A 17949-nucleotide genomic window follows, 5' to 3' on the forward strand; every position below is an offset into this window, starting at 1 on the left:
TAATGCCACTCGCTCTTAAGCGAGTGGCATTACTCTAATGAGCGGTTTTTTTGTGTTTTAATAAACGCGGTTTGTTGAGCGTTTTATGCAAGAGTCTACTCTAGGCGTCTTGTTTCTTTGAAAGGCTGAGCAAGAAAAGCGCACCAGCAACGACGACCACAGATGGTCCTGCTGGCGTGTCCTCGAACCAAGACATTCCAATACCACCGAACACTGCAAGCACACCAATCGCACTCGCTATAAAGGCCATTTGCTCGGGATTCTTAGCAAAGCGTCGCGCTGTGGCTGCAGGAATAATCATCAATGAGGTGATGATCAGGGCGCCGACAAATTTCATCGCAATTGCGATGACCAAGCCGATCAACAACATCAATATTAGTTTTAGCCTGTCAACGTTGTAGCCATCTACACGCGCCATGTCTTCACTGACTGTAATCGCGAGCAAGGGTGTCCATAGTTTGTATAGCGCGACAAGAACAGCGGCACAGCCTGATGCGATCAATGCTAAATCGGCGGTGTTAACGGATAGCAAATCACCGAACAGATAAGACATCAGATCTACGCGTAAATCGTCAACAAAACTGATTGCAACTAAGCCAAGCGACAACGAAGTATGGGCAATGATGCCAAGCAGGGTGTCAGTCGAGACTTTACTGTTTCTTTGGAGTGCAACCAACAAGGTTGCTATCACCAAACAACTCGCGATAAGTGCCAATGTAAGGTTTACCTGCAGCATAAAGCCAAGTGCGAGGCCAAACAAAGACGCGTGAGCCAAGGTATCGCCAAAATACGCCATGCGGCGCCAAACAACAAAAGAACCTAATGGGCCGACGGATGCAGCAATAAGAACACCTGCGATGAGTGGAATAGCGAGAAACTCAAACATTTTGATGATCCCCATGTTTGCATGGGCCTATCGCACTACCAGATAGGTCATGATCGTGATTATGGTGATGCTGGTACAACGCAAGTTGCTCACTTTCTTTTCGTCCAAACATTGCAATGTATTTCGGGTGCGTCGATATTGCGGCAGGTTCTCCGGAACAGCAGACATGATGATGCAGACAAATCACTTCATCGGTTTTTGCCATTACGAGGTGAAGATCGTGCGAAACCATCAGTATTCCGCATTTTAATACGTCCTTGAGCTTGGCAATCAGGCTGTAGAGTGCCAACTGACCAGAGACGTCTACACCTTGAACCGGCTCATCTAAGACCAACAGATCTGGTGATTTGAGCACGGCATTCGCGATCAGCACGCGCTGCGTTTCGCCGCCAGACAAGGTGTGCATGTTTGCATGCAGCAGTTGGGACGCGTTAACCAACGCTAAGGCCTCTTGAATGGACTTATCATTTGATTTCGGAGTGAGTTTTAAAAAACGATCCACAGTAAGTGGAAGACTGTCGTTTAGGCTAAGTTTTTGGGGAACATAGCCAATTTTTAATCCCTTAAGGCGTTCTATTTGTCCTTCCGTTGGCTTGTTTAAGCCAATCACTGTCTTGACCAACGTTGACTTACCAGCACCATTGGGGCCAATCAAGGTTGTAATTTTGTCTCGTGACAGCGTCATGGACACGCGATCCAATACGTTTCGGCCATCAAAAACGACGGAAACATTGTTCATTGTGACAAGGGGCTGAGACATAAACTGCGCATAATGTTTAAAAATGAAATGTTATAATATAACATTTCCTCAAGTATTAGAATGCCAACCGTTGGATTTGGGAACGAATATGAACTTAGGATTTCGAGCTTTTTGTGCAACTTTACTGCTTTCTATGCCATTGATGGCAAGTGCAGCAACGCCCAATATTGTGGCAACAATTAAACCTATCGCTTTGATTGCAAAAGATATCGCGGGTGATAAAGGGAATGTTGAAGTGCTTTTGCCTGCATCTGCCTCTCCCCATGATTACGCACTAAAACCCTCTGATGTAAAAAAGATTTCAAATGCAGACCTTGTTGTTTGGGTGGGCCCGGAAATGGAAATTTTCCTGAAAAAACTGCTCAACGACAAAGCGAATGCCTTGGCTCTAACAGCAGTGAACGGCATGCCATTAAGACACTATAGCGAAGAAGGCGCGCACTCTGATCATGAAGGGCACAACCATAGTCACGACGGTATTGATGCTCACATTTGGTTAGGACCAGAGCAAAGTAAAGTGATCGCTAAGGCGATCTCAGATGCGCTCAGCAAGGCATCGCCGGAAAATGCAGCAACATATGAAAAGAACTACGCGCAATTTGTTCGCCAAATTACGGCGGTTGAGGCGCAGTTGAACACAGCTTTGGATGCGAAAAATGCACCGGGCTATTTTCTGTTTCATGATGCATATGGGTACTTCGAAAATACCTTTGGTCTAACGCCGACAGGCCATTTCACTGTCAACCCAGACCGAAAACCAGGGGCGCGCACCTTGATTAAGATTCGTTCAGCCCTAGAGGAAAACAAAGCAAATTGCGTTTTCACTGAGCCTCAATTTAACCCTGCGATTGTAGAAAGCGTAGTGAAGTATACGAACACAAAAACCGTAGAGTTGGACCCAATGGCACAGGATATTGATTTAGCGACGCAAGGTTATAAAGACTTCCTATTGCAACTTGGTAGCCGCTACGAAGAGTGTTTTAAATAGCTTCAACGCTAATTAAGAAATCACTTCCACTATGCTTTGCTATTCACTTCAACGGCCTCTGACTCAAGAGGTCGTTCAGTCCTTCGCTGTAGTTATTGATATTGCCGTGAATTGGTTCACATTGCTGAAAAGCAAACACGTTTAACGTAATGAAAATTGAGAAAATTACCTTAAACCTCCAACGAAGTCTTTTCATGCGCTTATCTTTTCGAATGCCTGCACTTCAACGTTGCTTAATCGCACTGATTGTCGGCCTTTCATCGCTCTCGAGTGCGGTTTTAAATGCATCCCCATTCTTCCTTCAATTTCCTTTTGAGTACTCTTTGACAAGCAAGGTAATCAAAACAATGGAGTATATCGAAGAGAAGGGGGTCTGGCTGCTGGACTCATCGGGTGCTGTTAGTTACTACGATGGGACAAAAATACGTTCGCTTTCCTTGTTTGTTCCCAGCCTCCCTGAGGTCAGTGATATCGCTGTACTCAATGGCAAACTTTATCTATTGATTGATAACAAGTTGCACCATTATGACTTGATAACAGGGAAAGTAACGCCGTCTCACTATGCGTCTGGGTTGAATATCAATGATATAGAATCTGGGGGCGATACACTTTTTGTCGCGGCAACGTCGGGGGGATACCGCCTTGATATTGAGCAGCAACGTGTGGAAAAGTTGAGTTCAGATAACCTGATACAGATTTACAGCTCATCTCAAGGCGTGTTGGGCAACAATGGTAATCAGATTATCGATATAACACACCAGCGTGTTCTTTATGAGTTCTCTTCAAATACACAGATATTTGATGCAAAACGATGGGGGGATTCACTCTTTGTTGCGGGAACGCAAGGCCTTAGTGTGATTCGTCAGGGCCATGTTATTCAACGCTATTTAGTGAATAACATTGGCTATGCCATTGAAAAAACGGTTGAAGGTATTTGGCTCGGCACTAACAAAGGTCTGTTCCTTGCAGAAAGTAGTGCGGAAAATTTGGTATTTGTACCAATGAGCACATCGCAACCGGATGCCTTTAGTTTTCTTGGACAACAAGTTACCGCGATAGAGCGTGGGGACAAAGACGATCTTTGGATTGCATCAGACAGTGGTTTGAATTTTCGGTCATCAATTCTAGCGGGTTTGTATCGGCTACCTTCAGGGCATCTCAATGGGGACTTAGCGGAAGCGGGTATATCTTCATTTGTTGACTGGCAAGGCCAGTATTTTCTTGGCTCTCGTAACAAGCTGGTTAAGCTGAACCGCACTTTGCATCCAGTGTTATCAAAAACGTTTAACTTCTCCATTCAAAGCATGGAAGTGCTCGAAAATACACTTTGGGTTGCGACGGCGTCGGGGCTTCATGCGTATCACGCCGAATCGCTCAGACCAGTAGACGAAGAATTGCCACAATTACTGCGTGAAATTCCAATAGATAGGCTCTTGGCTGATGAACATTCTGTATGGATAGCGTCGGAAAATCGCATTCTTCGTTATTGGCCAGAAAGTCAAACCTTGGTCGATTTTGATTCATCTTGGAGCCAATCTGGAGAGGCCCGTTTACTGTCTCTCTTGGATATGGAAAGCGTAGGTGTATGGTTAGGGACGTCTCACGGACTCGTTCACTATTTTGATGGAAGCTTCCGTGATGTTCTCAGTAAAGACGACGTTGGTGCGGTGAAGTACCTTAGTGAGAGTGACAAGGAAAATTTGTGGTTGGTTGCCAGCAATGGTGTATATGGGTATTCAATGACAGAGGGTGGGGCTGCCAACCCGATATTAAACCACACTGAAAATGGTAAGGTGCTGTGTGCATATGTGCATGACAACGAGATGACCTACATCACCACGAAAGGCGTGTTCCGAAACATCAAGGGGCACACCCAAAAACAAAGTGTGTTGACCACCCAACTGACATCTCAATCAGTCAGATACTTTTGTGAGATGACAAAGCAGGCAACCTATTTTGCGGGAGACTTAGGTGTATTCTCCTTGTCGACGGAAACACTCGATCAACTTTTCAACTTGCCATTGCGGCCCTCTTTCGTCAGTACGGTATACATTGATGACGCCCCTTATCGCATGGGGCCACTAAGTGATTTTGTTCAGCTTTCAGTGCCAGCTAAGTCAACCGCAAAAATCGACATAAGCCAGATGCCATTTAACCTTCGTGAAGGCGTAAGCTATCAACTCTTAGGAAGTGGCTCTGATATTTGGCATAAAACGAGGGACAACCAATTAGTGTTTTCAGCGTTAGGCTCAGGGGACTACACGCTCATTGTCAAAGAGTCTTTAACCAGCGGGCAGGAATCGAAGAGGCAGTTGTTTTCATTCTCGGTTGATAGAGTTTGGTATGAACAGCTCGGCGTCATCATTATAGGGATGCTTGTAATTGCTTTGTTGGGGTTTGTTTACTTTCACCAGTCAAATTTCCGTGCAAGGAAACGTGTTTCAATAGATGAAAAGATCTCTGATGGTGAGATTCTTGCCGCTCGGGAAGTGGATCCCCCCCTATTTGTTGACACGGTGGTATTCACATCGGCCGAGCTTGCTTCTGAGGTGGAGACCGACCCATATCAACCTGCGTATGCACCTATTGAAGCGGACGAATCATCAACTGCCAGTGATGAGGCTTGGAAATCTAATGCTCAAGCGGAAATAGATACCCATTTTGGCGATCCTGACTATACAACGTCGTCGTTAGCGACTGCCTTGTATATTTCAGAGAGAAGCTTACAGCGTCGATTCAAGGCGTTATTTGGTTATACGTTCAAAGAAGCACTGATTTCTACTCGCTTGGAAAATGCAACGCGCATGCTCGCGAATGGAAGCAAGGTTTCGGATGTGTCTGTCGCTTGTGGATTTAATGAGCCGTCTTATTTCTCGAAGTCTTTCAAAGCAAGGTATGGCTGTACGCCAACGCAGTTTAGAGAGAAATTTGAGGAAAAGAGTGAGTGAAAAAAAAGAGCGTGGTATAGCCGACTGACTATACCACGGGCGTCAAAGACACCTTCGCTTGCTGCCGGAGGTGTGTGGGAGACCACACACCATCTGGAATTCTGTTCCGATTAACTTGGATTCATTTAATCGTTTTATCCTGTCTGTTCGATAGTAATTTCCCGCCATTATTTCATTTCCATGAAAAAACCGACTAAATTTTGTTGCGTGTCGAAAAAAATACCCCATCGTCAATGCTTTGACAGTGTTATTTAACGAATTTGACGATTTTCCAGCGGTACTGAAACTTCGCAATTTGTTTATGGATAATCCCATCAAGATAAGACAGAAAGGCCGTTTTTTACGTATTTAACGAAAAAATTAACGATTTTAACGGGGCTGACGTTGATGTGTTTTCAGGCTGCTCTCTTCAAAAAGCGGCTTCATTGATCAAAAACAACTTTCTTTAAGACACATTTTGCAATACTTTACTCGCAAATGTGTCTGATTCTCATTTAAGTTGTGACCTATGAAGCTATCTGAATTAAAGCCCGGTGCTAAAGGAAAAATCGTCTCTATGGCGAGCGTTCCTGCCATCCCTCGTAAAAAGCTAATGGCAATGGGCGTGTTGCCAGACACAGACGTTACTGTGATTCGAATCGCGCCAATGGGTGACCCTATTCAGGTTAGAGTTCGTGGTTGTGATATTGCGCTTCGAATGAGCCTTGCGACCAATATTGAGGTGGCTTGAAATGACGAATAAAGAGCTACTGACAGTTGGTAACCCAAATTCGGGTAAAACCACCTTATTTAACCGTCTTACTGGCGGGCGTCAGGAAATCGGGAACTGGGCGGGTGTCACTGTTGATAAGAAAACGGGGCGCGCGGTTCTTGATGATCGCACGTTTTCTCTCACCGACTTGCCAGGCATCTATACGTTTGATCACGCAGATGGTGACAACAGTTTAGATGAGTCCATTGCGGTAAAAGCACTCTTTACGATGCCAAGTGACCTTGTTGTGAATGTCATTGATGCCAGTGCGATGGAACGAAGCTTGTATTTGACGCTTCAACTGCGTGAGTTGGGACGACCGATGGTTGTCGTTCTTAACAAGATGGACATCATGGAGCAGCAAGGCTTCCACATTGATACTGAAGCCCTGGCAAACGAGCTTGGCTGCGAAGTCCTAACGGTAACGGCAACGTCTCCACTTTCTGTTGATACGTTTAAAACCGATCTGGCGAACATCGCTAGTCGAGGTAACCCTGTTTTACCGACATCATTGGATTACGGTAAAGAGGTTGAGTTAGCGATCACTGACATTTCGACCTACCTTGAAATGCACGGCGTTGAGTTCCAGCGTGCTAATGCCATTCGCTTACTGGCAGGTGATCAACTTTTGTTGAATCAACTAAATGTTGAGACGCAACACTATATAGAAAATGTCATTCGCGAGTTGAGCTCTGTGGTGGATCTGGATCTGACCATTGCGGATGTAAGATATAGTCGTGTCGCCGATATTTGCCATGTAGTGAAAAAACAAATCGTGCCGTTTCAAACACGCGTTACAGACACTATCGATAATATCGTTTTAAACCGCTATCTAGGCCTCCCCATTTTCTTCGGTGTGATGTACTTGATGTTTATGTTTTCGATAAACATCGGCAGTGCATTCATTGATTTCTTTGATATTAGCGTTGGTGCTGTGTTGGTCGATGGTGGCCACCATCTTTTAGATAACCATCTTCCGGTCTGGCTGGTTACGATTCTTGCAGACGGCGTTGGTGGCGGTATTCAAACGGTTGCTACCTTCATTCCAGTTATTGCATGCCTTTATCTGTTTATGTCTTTGTTGGAAAGCTCTGGCTACATGGCAAGAGCGGCATTTGTACTCGACAAAGCGATGCAGAAAATTGGTCTGCCGGGTAAAGCATTTGTTCCTCTTGTACTCGGTTTTGGTTGTAACGTACCCGCTATCATGGCGACGCGAACACTGGATCAGGAAAGAGAGCGTCGTTTAGCGGCGGCAATGGCTCCCTTCATGTCTTGTGGCGCGCGGTTACCCGTCTATGCCTTATTTGCCGCAGCATTTTTCCCTGAAAATGGTCAGAACATCGTTTTCTTGTTGTATCTAATGGGTATTGCCGTCGCGATTTTTACGGGTGTCGTTCTGCGTAAAACTCTGTTCCCAGGTGACAGCGATGCCATGCTGATGGAGATACCGCGTTACGAGTGGCCACGTTTAAAAGACGTAACTTTGAAAACGTGGCATAAACTAAAACGCTTTGTATTGGGTGCAGGCAAAACCATTGTTGTTGTAGTGACGATATTGAGCTTCCTAAACTCAATGGGCACTGACGGTTCATTTGGTCATCAGGACTCTGACCAATCAGTGTTGTCAAAAGCCGCGCAATTTGTAACGCCTGTTTTCGCACCTATTGGTATTGAAGAAGATAACTGGCCAGCAACAGTAGGCATTATCACGGGGATTTTTGCGAAAGAGGCAGTGGTTGGTACGTTAAACAGCCTTTACTCATCACCACAAAGTGAAGGTGCGTCTGAGTTTGATTTGGTGGCAAGTCTGAAGGAAGCACTACAGACAATTCCCGACAATTTGTTAGGCCTAAACTACGCAGACCCATTGGGTATTGATGTGGGTGATTTGCCGAACAAAGAAGCTGTGGCGGAAGAGCAAGGCGTTGATATGAGTATCTTCGCGAATCTAAACAATCACTTTACGGTAGCCGGTGCGTTTGCTTATTTGGTGTTTGTATTATTGTATACACCGTGTGTAGCGGCAATGGGTGCATACGTCCGTGAGTTTGGGCGTCCATTTGCAGGCTTCATTGCCGGATGGACCATGCTGCTTGCTGTGGTAGTTACGATAATTTGTTACCAAGCCATGATGCTACTGACGAGTCCGCTACCAAGTACGTTATGGATAGTGGGAAGTATCGCCGTCATGGTATTCACTATTGGTGGGCTGAAACGCTACGCGATGAGTGGCAATAACAAACTTAGTCCGGTTGCAATATGATCCTTACTGAGCTCAAGCAGTACATCATCGAACACCCAAATTGTTCTCGCAAAGAATTGGCGAACGCATTTTCTCTTTCGGAAGACGGTATAGAGGCAATGCTCGCTGTTTGGACGAAGAAAGGTGAGCTGAAAATCACCCGCAGCAAGAAAGCGGGGATGGATGCAGTGCATTACCATTGGGTTCAGAAAAATGAACTGGGGTTGGTTGTGTTTCAATAACACTTACTGCCAGAACAAAAAAGCGCGGAGAGTCCGCGCTTTTTTTGTTTCTGAATACTCAAGCATGCTGAATCTTGAGTATTCGAGTATTCGAGTATTCGAGTATTCGAGTATTTTAGTCGAAGGCGATTATGCCGAAACAAACCCTTCAATGGTTGCAAGGTGTTGTTGCCAGTTGGCCGCTGTTTCTTCTTGTAAAGATACCTCTCGGATCACGCCTTTGGTATTTCCCCAAATAGGGCCAGGCCAAGCAACATCAGTCTGAAAGCGTGCGATATGGTGAATGTGAAGTTGCGACACCATGTTACCTAATGCGCCAATATTAATTTTGTCAGGGTGACTAAAATGCTCGAGTTTTGATGCGAGTGCAGACGATTCTTTAATGAACTGAATTTGGTCTTCTTCTGATAAATGATGGATCTCAGTGATCCCTTCAACTTTAGGCACCAGAATCAGCCAAGGGCCGATATCTTCTTTGCTCAGCAAAACGCGGCACAGCGGTAAATCGCCAAGCCAGGTAGTATCTGCTTCAAGTCGCGGATGAAGTGAAAATGCCATGTATGGTCTCGATCTTGGTTATTTTTAAACAAAAATAACGACTAATCCCACCAATGTAAACCAAATCACTTAGCTAAAACAGATCGGTCGATTCGTTGCGTAATGTTGCGCAATATTCATGGAAAAGTCACAAAAAGGCACAAATAGGGGACTTTTGCGATCAACTCATCAAAAAGCAGATTAGTCTAAAAGTGTATACCCAATGAAAGCAAAGGAGTTTGCTCACTACGTCTTGGATGACGTCGCCGTACCTTTGGGAGAGGCGAATGATAAACACAGTGAGGAGCAACAATGGACTATATCGAAGTGCTTGATTTTTGGTTTGGTGACGCAGAAATGCCAAGTCCGAACGAAGAGGTTAAAGCATTGTGGTTTGAGGGTGCCAGCAGCGCAGATAACACGATACGGGAAAAGTTCTTACCTCATGTGAGTATGGCGGGAGAGGGTAAACTTTCTCAGTGGCTATCGTCGCCGGAAGGGGCTCTGGCCCACATTATTCTGCTGGATCAGTTCAGCCGAAATATCTATCGCGGTTTAAGTGCCGCTTTCCGTTATGATGATTTTGCGTTGGCCCTTTGTAAGCGGGGCATGGCGAGCGCGCAGGATATGGCGTTAGTTCCCGTTCAGCGTGCCTTCTTTTATATGCCACTGCAACATTCGGAATATTTGGAAGATCAGGAAGAGTCGCTTTTTCGCTTTAGTCAGCTTTGCGATGAGGTGTCGGAAAAAGACGAGGCGGGTTTACTAGAAAACTTCTATCGCCACGCGCGTTCTCATTATGATGTTGTTAAACGTTTTGGACGGTTTCCCCATCGAAATGCGGCACTCGGACGTTTGTCCACGGAAGACGAATTACAGTGGTTGGCAGACGGAGGCGCGAGGTTCAATCAATAAGGTAGGGACGCGCTTAAATACCTAAAGCGCGTGACCATCGCGATGCCTGCTATCTTGCTTTCGGCATGACACAGTTTCTTCCTCTACCTTTTGCGTCATACAAGGCTTCATCAGCGCGAGATAGCAATTCCTCCATATCTTCGCCAGCATGGCGACTTGCTACGCCAAAAGATGCAGTGATGGAGTTTATTTTTTTGCCGGACTTTTTGTCAGTGACTGACAGCCTTTCTAATGTTGCTCTGGCTTTTTCAGCAATACTCCAAGCGTTGGTAAAAGAGACGCTTGGAACCAAAGCTGCAAATTCTTCACCCCCAAATCGATATACTAATCCATAGTCTTTCATTGAGTATTCGAGCTTGCTTGCCACGAGTTTTAATACGCTATCACCCATTTGATGTCCGTATTCATCGTTAAAGACTTTGAAATGATCGATGTCTGCGATGATGACACTAACTTCGACATTTTGCGTGTTGTAGTCAGCCATTTGTTGATCGAAGGCGCGGCGGTTGAGGCAACCAGTTAGTGCGTCGTTCGTCGCTTGATTTTTATATTCTTCAAGCTTTTTCTTGAGGGTGTCTATTTCAGCTTTTTGGGTGGTCACTTGCAGTCGGTATTGAGACGTAGCACTCAGAAGGTGCTGTGACCCTTGGAGTAGCTCGTGTATGACTTGCTGATTATCAGCACCTGAAGATGCTTTGTGTTGGACATTTTCTAGCTTTGTAACCGATGACGACAAAATGTCTTGGAACTCTTCGGTATCGGAGACGGTGGCGTCCATGGAGTTACCAAGGTCCGCGACGAGGGTCTCGACTTTTTGTCGGAAATTGTCGAGTTCCTTTTTGCTATCACCAATCAAAAAGGACTCTATAAGGGAGTCACATTTCTCTCTTGAGCAAATGCCAAATTTGGCAACGGTTGCATCAACGGCTTGGTTAAGCTCTGGATGGGTTCCTGCGCAATAGGTATACCAGAGAGAAAAGTAGTGCGGGGTTGTGGGCACCTTGTACTTTACCATCAGAGGCACTGCGCGCTTGAAAATGCGTGTAGCTTCGAAGAATGCGTATTCGCTCATCCCTTAAATTCCAAATCTTCCTTGTATCAATAATGATACTAGATTGTGTATGAAAATTTAATGTCACATAAAAAAGCCCCACGATAAAGAGGTGGGGCTTAGATGTTTTGTGAGAGCGATTACGCTTTGGGAATTACATACGCTCTAGCGTTTTAATACCCAGAAGATCAAGACCTTGCTTAATCGTTTTTGCGGTAAGCGCAGCCAGTTTCAGACGGCTTTGCTTTGTCTCACCTTCCGCATTTAGAACAGGACACGCTTCGTAGAAGCTTGAGAAAGATCCTGCCAGTTCAAACAAGTAAGCACACATGATATGAGGCTGACCCTCACGCGCAACAGATTGAACAGCTTCTTCGAATTGCAGCAGTTTAGACACCAGTGCTTTTTCTTTCTCATCAGCAATGATGATAGTGCCTTCAATAGCATTTGCATCGATACCCGCTTTGTTGAAGATTGATGCCACACGGGTGTACGCATACTGCATGTACGGTGCCGTGTTGCCTTCAAATGCGAGCATGTTGTCCCAATCGAAGATGTAGTCAGTGGTGCGGTGCTTAGACAGATCAGAGTATTTAACCGCAGCCATTGCAACCGTTTCAGCGATGTTCGCTTTTTCTTCTGCTGACAGGTCTGGGTTTTTCTCTTCGATCAGTTTTGCTGCACGTACTTCAGCTTCATCCAGTAGATCTGCCAGACGAACAGTACCGCCTGCACGGGTCTTGAACGGGCGACCATCTTTACCCAGCATCATGCCGAAAGCATGGTGTTCTAGGCTCATTGACTCAGGCACATAGCCTGCTTTACGAACGATGGTCCATGCTTGCATCAGGTGTTGATGCTGGCGCGAATCAATAAAGTAAAGCACGCGATCCGCATTGAAGGTTTCGTAGCGGTATTTCGCACATGCGATGTCAGTGGTGGTGTACAGGAAGCCGCCGTCACGCTTCTGGATGATGACACCCATAGGCTCGCCGTCTTTGTTTTTGTACTCATCCAAGAACACAACCATTGCGCCGTCATCTTCTACAGCAAGGCCTTTTTCTTTTAGGTCTGCCACGATGCCAGCAAGCATGTCGTTGTACATGCTTTCACCCATCACGTTTTCGTTAGTCAAAGACACGTTCAGGCGGTCGTAGTTACGTTGGTTTTGTTCCAGAGTGATTTTGACCAGTTGCTGCCATTTTTCTTTGCAGTACTCGTCACCACTTTGCAGGCGTACAACGTAGTTACGAGCAGTTTTTGCAAACTCTTCGTCTTCGTCGTATAGCTTTTTAGATTCGCGGTAGAAGCCTTCAATGTCACTCAGATCCATTGAAATGTCGCCACCTTGCGCTTCATGACGCTCAAGGTTCGCGATCAGCATACCGAACTGTGTACCCCAATCACCCAGGTGGTTTGCACGAATTACATCGTGACCCAAGAACTCAAGTGTACGAACAACCGCATCACCAATGATGGTTGAACGCAGGTGACCTACGTGCATTTCTTTCGCTACGTTTGGCGCAGAGTAGTCGACAACAATGTTTTGTTTGTCAGCCAGCGTCACACCAAGACGGCTATCAGACAGTGCTGCGTCTGCTTGTGCTCCCAGCCATTCAGGGCTTAGGAAAATGTTAATGAAGCCTGGACCTGCGATTTCAGTTTTTGACGCGATGCCTTCCAGATCCAGAACATCCAGCACTTTCTGAGCGAAATCGCGAGGATTGCATCCCAGCTGCTTAGCAACACCCATGATGCCGTTAGCCTGATAATCACCGAATTGTGCTTTTGCAGATTGACGAACTGCTGCTGGGCTACCTTCCGGTGCGCCTGCAGCAACCATCGCCGCAGCGACTTTGTCGTTAAGAAGGGCTTGAATATTCACTTGTTTACCTTAATTTTGTTTCCCGACAAGAATGCGTTGTCGGCTCAACTGAACTGGCTTGACACTAAAGTAAAAAATCCGTCAACAATACCCACTGTATACGAGTACAAACAGGGCATGGTTGACGGCTTTAGTTGTAAGACTTCAGCACTCAGAGACATCCGCAATAATACCCACAAACGGCCGTGGTTTAAAAGCTGAATCCAACGAAATCATATTATTTAAGTATCACGAAGGCAGTCGTAGCAAGGATATGCTATTTCTCAATCTGTTTGCGCCTTTATCAGAGGGGTGGCTGTGATACATTACGCCTCTAAAAATATCGCCAAGAGAAAGTAAATGTCTGTGTTAACCATTGCCGCCCTAAAGTCTTCGTTGCCTCAGTTTTCTGTTCGCATGCAGAACTTGATCGACACCCTTGGTTTGGATTTGTCGGGTTATCAAGCGGACCATATTGCGCTACGTGTCAATGAGCTTGCATTGGCGAAGTCATTGCATCAAGCGTGGCTTAACGAGTCAGAAGAACTATCAGTCAATACGATCAATGGCAGGCCGATTGTGGTCGTGAAAACTGAAAAACCGCTGGTGTTTGGTAGTTGGCAAACGCACTGTGTTGAATTGCCGTATCCCGGCGATAAAGTGTATGCGGAAGAGGGTTGGGAACACGCAGAATGGGTAATCCCGTCATCCGCCACCACGCCAGAAACGTTTCTGGAAGATGTGTTGATGACTTTCCCGGACTTGAAAGCGCGATGGGCTGAGCTTGAGTCTTTGGGCGTAAAGGTAAAACTGAGTTCTCCGTCAGGAGAAGGTGAGCGTTTGTCTAACCCGACGGTGGCATTTAAGTTTAAAGGTGTGTGCGTGAAGCTACATCCTGTTTCACTTGAGCAAGTTATTGAAAGTGAAAAATAAACGTAAGTTAACAGTAAAAAAGGGGCGTAAGCCCCTTTTTAGATCATGATGTTCTGATTGCTCGGATAGCAGTTCCAAGTATCCGTTAGAGAATGACGGTCTTGTTACCATATACGAAGACTTTGTCTTCGACGACTTGGCTAAGTGCGTTACTCAGTACGGTTTTTTCTACATCACGGCCCGCTTTCACCATGTCTTCTGCACTAAAGGTGTGATCAACATGTTTAACGTTCTGGTCGATGATTGGGCCCTCATCAAGATCGTTGGTCACGAAGTGCGCCGTTGCGCCGATGATTTTCACGCCACGATGGTAGGCTTGGTGATAAGGACGCGCACCAATGAATGCGGGTAAAAAACTGTGGTGAATATTGATGATTTTGTGCGGGTAACGAGCCACAAAGTTCGGTGTCAGCACGCGCATAAACTTCGCCAGAACAATGTAGTCGGGTGCATATGAGTCGATAATGTCGACGACCTTATCTTCGTGTTGCTCTCTTTCGAGCCCTTCGTGATTTACGAAGTGGAACGGAATATCAAACTTCTCGGTCAACGCTGCAAGTGTATTGTGGTTGCCAATAACCGCGGAAATTTCCACGTCTAGCGACCCGTCATACGCTTTCATAAGAATGTCACCCAGACAGTGTGACTCTTTGGTAACCATAATGACAATGCGCTTGCGTCGGTTGGTATTGACCAAGTTACGGCGACTGCCCGCAGGCAACGCTTGGTCAATGTCCATCAAAAAGGTGTCATCATTGAAGATACCATCCAATTCCGTACGCATAAAAAACTGACCTGTAGAGTGGTCTACGTACTCATTGTTATGAATGATATTGAGCTGGTGTTTGTAACAAATATTGGTGATTTTGGCGATGAGGCCTTGGGCGTCGGGACAATCCGTCAGCAGAATTTTTCTTTCCATAGAAACGTGAATCTCACATAAAAACATCGTCATGCATTTTGTCACGTTTTACTCTGAATTTGCGTCAAGGTCAAAATCTCGCGCAATTTGCGCGGAGCAAATGTACAAATTCAGGTCAAAATGCATCCAAGCGATCTGAATTCGAGCATCTTTAATGTGTTTGGGGATAAATACAACAATCAGTGTGATCAATGGCAGTGACGCTTGTTTATTGGCATAATGCAGGGCTGTCCAATACTGTATAAATGAACAATGATTTCGAAGGTTTTTTCCACAGACGGTGCGTTGGCAAAAGCCATTAAAGGGTTTCAGCCTCGCCAGCCACAAACTGACATGGCGTTGTCAGTCGAACGAGCGATAGAAAATAGCTCTCAACTGGTGGTTGAGGCGGGCACGGGCACGGGTAAAACCTATGCCTATTTGGCTCCCGCATTGTTAAGTGGCAAAAAAACCATTATCAGTACGGGGTCCAAAAACCTTCAAGAACAGCTTTATCATCGTGATTTACCGTTAATGGTGAATACGTTGGGTTTCACAGGCCGTGTCGCACTGCTAAAAGGACGTTCGAACTACTTATGTCCTGAACGTTTGTCTCGGCAGATCATCGAAAGTCACGATGGTCAGGCGGACCCAACGTTACTCTCTCAGCTTGTTAAAGTGCGTGGCTGGTCGTCTGAAACAAAAACCGGGGATCTCGGTGAATGTGCAGATTTGGCCGAAGACAGCCCCATCATTCCTACTATTACCTCAACCAACGATAATTGCTTAGGGAAAGAATGCCCAAGCTATGAAGATTGCTTTGTCGTGAAAGCGCGTAAACGTGCGATGGATGCGGACTTGGTGGTTGTAAACCACCATCTATTCTTGGCCGATCTCGCGATCAAAGAAACAGGCTTTGGTGAGCTGATCCCAGAAGCCGAAGTTTTTATCTTCGATGAGGCGCATCAAATTCCTGATATTGCCAGTCAGTATTTTGGTCAAAGCTTGTCTAGCCGTCAGCTTCAAGAGTTGGCGAAAGACATCCATATCGCTTATCGCACTGAGCTTCGTGATACGAAGCAATTGGAAAAAGTCGCAGAACGCCTTTCTCAGGCAGCATCTGATATGCGTATTATTCTGGGAGAGCCGGGGTTTCGTGGTAACTGGCGAGAGATTTCAAACTCTCCCTCGGTTTCGCGTGAGATGCTACGCCTGAAAGATGCGTTAGATTTAGCGCATGATGTCATTAAGCTCTCGCTGGGGCGATGCCAATTACTGGATGCGGCATTTGATCGCGCTACTGTGTTCAAAGCACGCTTGGAGCGATTAAGCGATACCACGATTCCGGGCTACTCCTATTGGTATGAATGCAGCCGTATGCACTTTAGCCTGAATATCACGCCACTTTCTGTCGCAGAGAAATTCAGAGAGCAGATTCAACAACAGCAAGGTGCGTGGATATTTACTTCTGCGACGTTGGCCGTAAATGAAGACTTCAGTCACTTCAGTCACCGTTTAGGTTTAGAGCCTGCGGAGCAGTTTACCTTGCCCAGTCCATTTGACTATGAGTCGCAAGCGATCCTTTGTGTGCCTCGGTTCTTACCCGAGCCAAACAGCTATGGTTTAGCCGACAAGCTCGTGGATATGCTTCAGCCTGTTATCGAACAAAACAATGGGCGTTGTTTCTTCCTCTGCACCTCCCACCAAATGGTACGTGATTTATCGGAGCGTTTTCGAGAACGCATGGAACTTCCTGTTCTTGTACAAGGCGAAACGTCCAAGCAACAGTTGCTAGCGGAATTTCTAGAGCTGGGGAATGCGTTGCTGGTTGCAACCGGCGCATTCTGGGAAGGGATTGATGTTAGAGGCCAGACACTCAGCTGTGTTATTATTGACAAATTGCCCTTTACTGCGCCGGATGATCCGTTGCTCAAAGCACGAATTGAAGATTGCCGAATGCAGGGGGGCGCCCCTTTTTCTCAAGTGCAGATCCCAGATGCGGTTATCACGTTGAAACAAGGCGTCGGCCGTTTAATCCGAGATAAAAAAGATCATGGAGCGTTGATCATCTGTGATAACCGATTGGTGAGTCGACAGTATGGCCAAACGTTTCTGCGCAGTTTACCGCCCATTCCGCGAACGCGGGATCTGGGAAAAGTCAGCGAATTTCTCGCTGCATTAGAAATAAACGATAACGATGTGGCAGACACGCTTGCCGCACCCGAGGTGTAAATGACATCTAAGATCCTTGCCGTTGATACGGCTACCGAAAACTGTTCCGTTGCCCTGAAAGTGGGTAATGACATTATTGCTCGCTGCGAAATTGCACCACGTGAACATACCACCAAAATTTTGCCAATGGTGGACAGCGTATTGTCAGAAGCTGGATTGACGCTAAGTCAATTGGATGCACTGGCATTTGGTCGAGGTCCAGGCAGTTTTACGGGTGTTCGCATTGGCATAGGTATTGCCCAAGGTCTTGCTTTTGGGGCTGATTTGCCTATGGTCGGTGTATCAACGTTGGCTGCTATGGCGCAACAAGCTTACCGCCGTAAGGGGGCTCAACATGTGCTTTCAACTATTGATGCGCGCATGAATGAGATCTATGTAGGTGGTTATCAACGCCTCGACAATGGTGATTGGACAAACGTTGTAGAAGAAGCTGTATTACCGCCAGAGATGTTTAAACCTGATTGCGGTGAAGGTGAGTGGTATGTAGCAGGAACGGGCTGGCAAGCTTACCCTGAATTGACAAGCCAGCTACAATTATCAGTAACGGAAAGTGGCGTTCTTTACCCAGAGTCAGAAGATATGCTTATCTTGGCGCATCATGCGTTTGAGCGTGGTGAAGCGGTAGACGCAGAGAACGCTAGCCCCGTTTACCTTCGTGACACGGTGGCTTGGAAAAAGCTCCCAGGTCGCGAATAA

15 protein-coding genes are annotated in these 17949 nt (G+C 46.1%); 9 read left to right on the plus strand and 6 right to left on the minus strand.

Annotated features, from left to right (window positions below):
- Nucleotides 1–100: 100 nt before the first annotated feature.
- Nucleotides 101–886 (minus strand): zinc ABC transporter permease subunit ZnuB, encoded by a 786-nt coding sequence (gene znuB / locus LRP49_RS17720; RefSeq protein ID WP_274143638.1) that lies wholly within the window; start codon nucleotides 884–886, stop codon nucleotides 101–103.
- Nucleotides 879–1646 (minus strand): zinc ABC transporter ATP-binding protein ZnuC, encoded by a 768-nt coding sequence (znuC, locus tag LRP49_RS17725; RefSeq protein WP_274143639.1) that lies wholly within the window; start codon nucleotides 1644–1646, stop codon nucleotides 879–881. Before znuC ends, znuB begins: the two co-directional genes overlap by 8 nt.
- Nucleotides 1647–1734: 88 nt before the next feature.
- Between znuC and znuA the strand changes: the two genes are divergently transcribed.
- From znuA to LRP49_RS17750, 5 genes are all read left to right on the plus strand, one after another.
- Nucleotides 1735–2634, plus strand: coding sequence for a zinc ABC transporter substrate-binding protein ZnuA (gene znuA, locus LRP49_RS17730; protein ID WP_274143640.1), 900 nt, complete (start codon nucleotides 1735–1737; stop codon nucleotides 2632–2634).
- Nucleotides 2635–2828: 194 nt separating this feature from the next.
- On the plus strand, nucleotides 2829–5582 hold the full coding sequence (locus LRP49_RS17735) for an AraC family transcriptional regulator (RefSeq protein ID WP_274143641.1): 2754 nt from the start codon (nucleotides 2829–2831) through the stop codon (nucleotides 5580–5582).
- Nucleotides 5583–6090: 508 nt separating this feature from the next.
- Nucleotides 6091–6312, plus strand: a complete 222-nt coding sequence (locus LRP49_RS17740; protein WP_274143642.1) for a FeoA family protein — start codon at nucleotides 6091–6093, stop codon at nucleotides 6310–6312.
- A gap of 1 nt (nucleotide 6313) precedes the next feature.
- Nucleotides 6314–8599 (plus strand): Fe(2+) transporter permease subunit FeoB, encoded by a 2286-nt coding sequence (gene feoB / locus LRP49_RS17745; RefSeq protein ID WP_274143643.1) that lies wholly within the window; start codon nucleotides 6314–6316, stop codon nucleotides 8597–8599.
- Nucleotides 8596–8820: a FeoC-like transcriptional regulator gene (locus tag LRP49_RS17750; protein ID WP_274143644.1), complete on the plus strand. Its 225-nt coding sequence runs from the start codon at nucleotides 8596–8598 to the stop codon at nucleotides 8818–8820. The genes feoB and LRP49_RS17750 overlap by 4 nt, the downstream gene beginning before the upstream one ends.
- A 129-nt stretch (nucleotides 8821–8949) precedes the next feature.
- On the opposite strand, the gene LRP49_RS17755 is transcribed toward LRP49_RS17750, so the two are convergent.
- A complete protein-coding gene (locus tag LRP49_RS17755; protein ID WP_274143645.1) occupies nucleotides 8950–9378 on the minus strand; it encodes an HIT domain-containing protein in 429 nt (142 codons plus the stop codon).
- A 291-nt stretch (nucleotides 9379–9669) separates the two neighbouring features.
- Here LRP49_RS17755 and LRP49_RS17760 point away from each other — a divergent pair, with 291 nt between their 5' ends.
- Nucleotides 9670–10272 carry a DUF924 family protein gene (locus LRP49_RS17760; protein ID WP_274143646.1) on the plus strand — a complete coding sequence of 201 codons (603 nt, stop codon included), beginning with the start codon at nucleotides 9670–9672 and terminating at the stop codon, nucleotides 10270–10272.
- Between the two features lie 49 nt (nucleotides 10273–10321).
- Here the strand turns inward: LRP49_RS17760 and LRP49_RS17765 are convergent, their stop codons facing one another.
- Complete coding sequence (locus tag LRP49_RS17765) at nucleotides 10322–11344, minus strand: GGDEF domain-containing protein (RefSeq protein ID WP_274143647.1); 1023 nt, start codon at nucleotides 11342–11344, stop codon at nucleotides 10322–10324.
- Between the two features lie 133 nt (nucleotides 11345–11477).
- Nucleotides 11478–13208: an arginine--tRNA ligase gene (gene argS / locus LRP49_RS17770; RefSeq protein WP_274143648.1), complete on the minus strand. Its 1731-nt coding sequence runs from the start codon at nucleotides 13206–13208 to the stop codon at nucleotides 11478–11480.
- A gap of 339 nt (nucleotides 13209–13547) precedes the next feature.
- Between argS and LRP49_RS17775 the strand changes: the two genes are divergently transcribed.
- Nucleotides 13548–14120 (plus strand): VOC family protein, encoded by a 573-nt coding sequence (locus LRP49_RS17775; RefSeq protein ID WP_274143649.1) that lies wholly within the window; start codon nucleotides 13548–13550, stop codon nucleotides 14118–14120.
- 85 nt (nucleotides 14121–14205) lie between these two features.
- On the opposite strand, the gene purU is transcribed toward LRP49_RS17775, so the two are convergent.
- Complete coding sequence (gene purU, locus LRP49_RS17780; protein ID WP_274143650.1) at nucleotides 14206–15042, minus strand: formyltetrahydrofolate deformylase; 837 nt, start codon at nucleotides 15040–15042, stop codon at nucleotides 14206–14208.
- 252 nt (nucleotides 15043–15294) lie between these two features.
- On the opposite strand from purU, the gene LRP49_RS17785 reads away from it, so the two are divergent.
- Both LRP49_RS17785 and tsaB read left to right on the plus strand, forming a co-directional pair.
- Nucleotides 15295–17253 (plus strand): DNA repair helicase YoaA, encoded by a 1959-nt coding sequence (locus LRP49_RS17785; RefSeq protein WP_274143651.1) that lies wholly within the window; start codon nucleotides 15295–15297, stop codon nucleotides 17251–17253.
- Nucleotides 17254–17949, plus strand: coding sequence for a tRNA (adenosine(37)-N6)-threonylcarbamoyltransferase complex dimerization subunit type 1 TsaB (gene tsaB / locus LRP49_RS17790; RefSeq protein WP_274143652.1), 696 nt, complete (start codon nucleotides 17254–17256; stop codon nucleotides 17947–17949).

The sequence above is a fragment of the Enterovibrio qingdaonensis genome (assembly GCF_028683135.1).
GTDB lineage: Bacteria > Pseudomonadota > Gammaproteobacteria > Enterobacterales > Vibrionaceae > Enterovibrio > Enterovibrio qingdaonensis.

What these genes read in the sequence shown, in the direction of transcription:
- znuB (WP_274143638.1), bottom strand. Translation starts at nt 886, where the DNA reads ATGTTTGAGTTTCTCGCTATTCCACTCATCGCAGGTGTTCTTATTGCT.
- znuC (WP_274143639.1), bottom strand. Translation starts at nt 1,646, where the DNA reads ATGTCTCAGCCCCTTGTCACAATGAACAATGTTTCCGTCGTTTTTGAT.
- znuA (WP_274143640.1), top strand. Translation starts at nt 1,735, where the DNA reads ATGAACTTAGGATTTCGAGCTTTTTGTGCAACTTTACTGCTTTCTATG.
- LRP49_RS17735 (WP_274143641.1), top strand. Translation starts at nt 2,829, where the DNA reads ATGCGCTTATCTTTTCGAATGCCTGCACTTCAACGTTGCTTAATCGCA.
- LRP49_RS17740 (WP_274143642.1), top strand. Translation starts at nt 6,091, where the DNA reads ATGAAGCTATCTGAATTAAAGCCCGGTGCTAAAGGAAAAATCGTCTCT.
- feoB (WP_274143643.1), top strand. Translation starts at nt 6,314, where the DNA reads ATGACGAATAAAGAGCTACTGACAGTTGGTAACCCAAATTCGGGTAAA.
- LRP49_RS17750 (WP_274143644.1), top strand. Translation starts at nt 8,596, where the DNA reads ATGATCCTTACTGAGCTCAAGCAGTACATCATCGAACACCCAAATTGT.
- LRP49_RS17755 (WP_274143645.1), bottom strand. Translation starts at nt 9,378, where the DNA reads ATGGCATTTTCACTTCATCCGCGACTTGAAGCAGATACTACCTGGCTT.
- LRP49_RS17760 (WP_274143646.1), top strand. Translation starts at nt 9,670, where the DNA reads ATGGACTATATCGAAGTGCTTGATTTTTGGTTTGGTGACGCAGAAATG.
- LRP49_RS17765 (WP_274143647.1), bottom strand. Translation starts at nt 11,344, where the DNA reads ATGAGCGAATACGCATTCTTCGAAGCTACACGCATTTTCAAGCGCGCA.
- LRP49_RS17775 (WP_274143649.1), top strand. Translation starts at nt 13,548, where the DNA reads ATGTCTGTGTTAACCATTGCCGCCCTAAAGTCTTCGTTGCCTCAGTTT.
- purU (WP_274143650.1), bottom strand. Translation starts at nt 15,042, where the DNA reads ATGGAAAGAAAAATTCTGCTGACGGATTGTCCCGACGCCCAAGGCCTC.
- LRP49_RS17785 (WP_274143651.1), top strand. Translation starts at nt 15,295, where the DNA reads ATGATTTCGAAGGTTTTTTCCACAGACGGTGCGTTGGCAAAAGCCATT.
- tsaB (WP_274143652.1), top strand. Translation starts at nt 17,254, where the DNA reads ATGACATCTAAGATCCTTGCCGTTGATACGGCTACCGAAAACTGTTCC.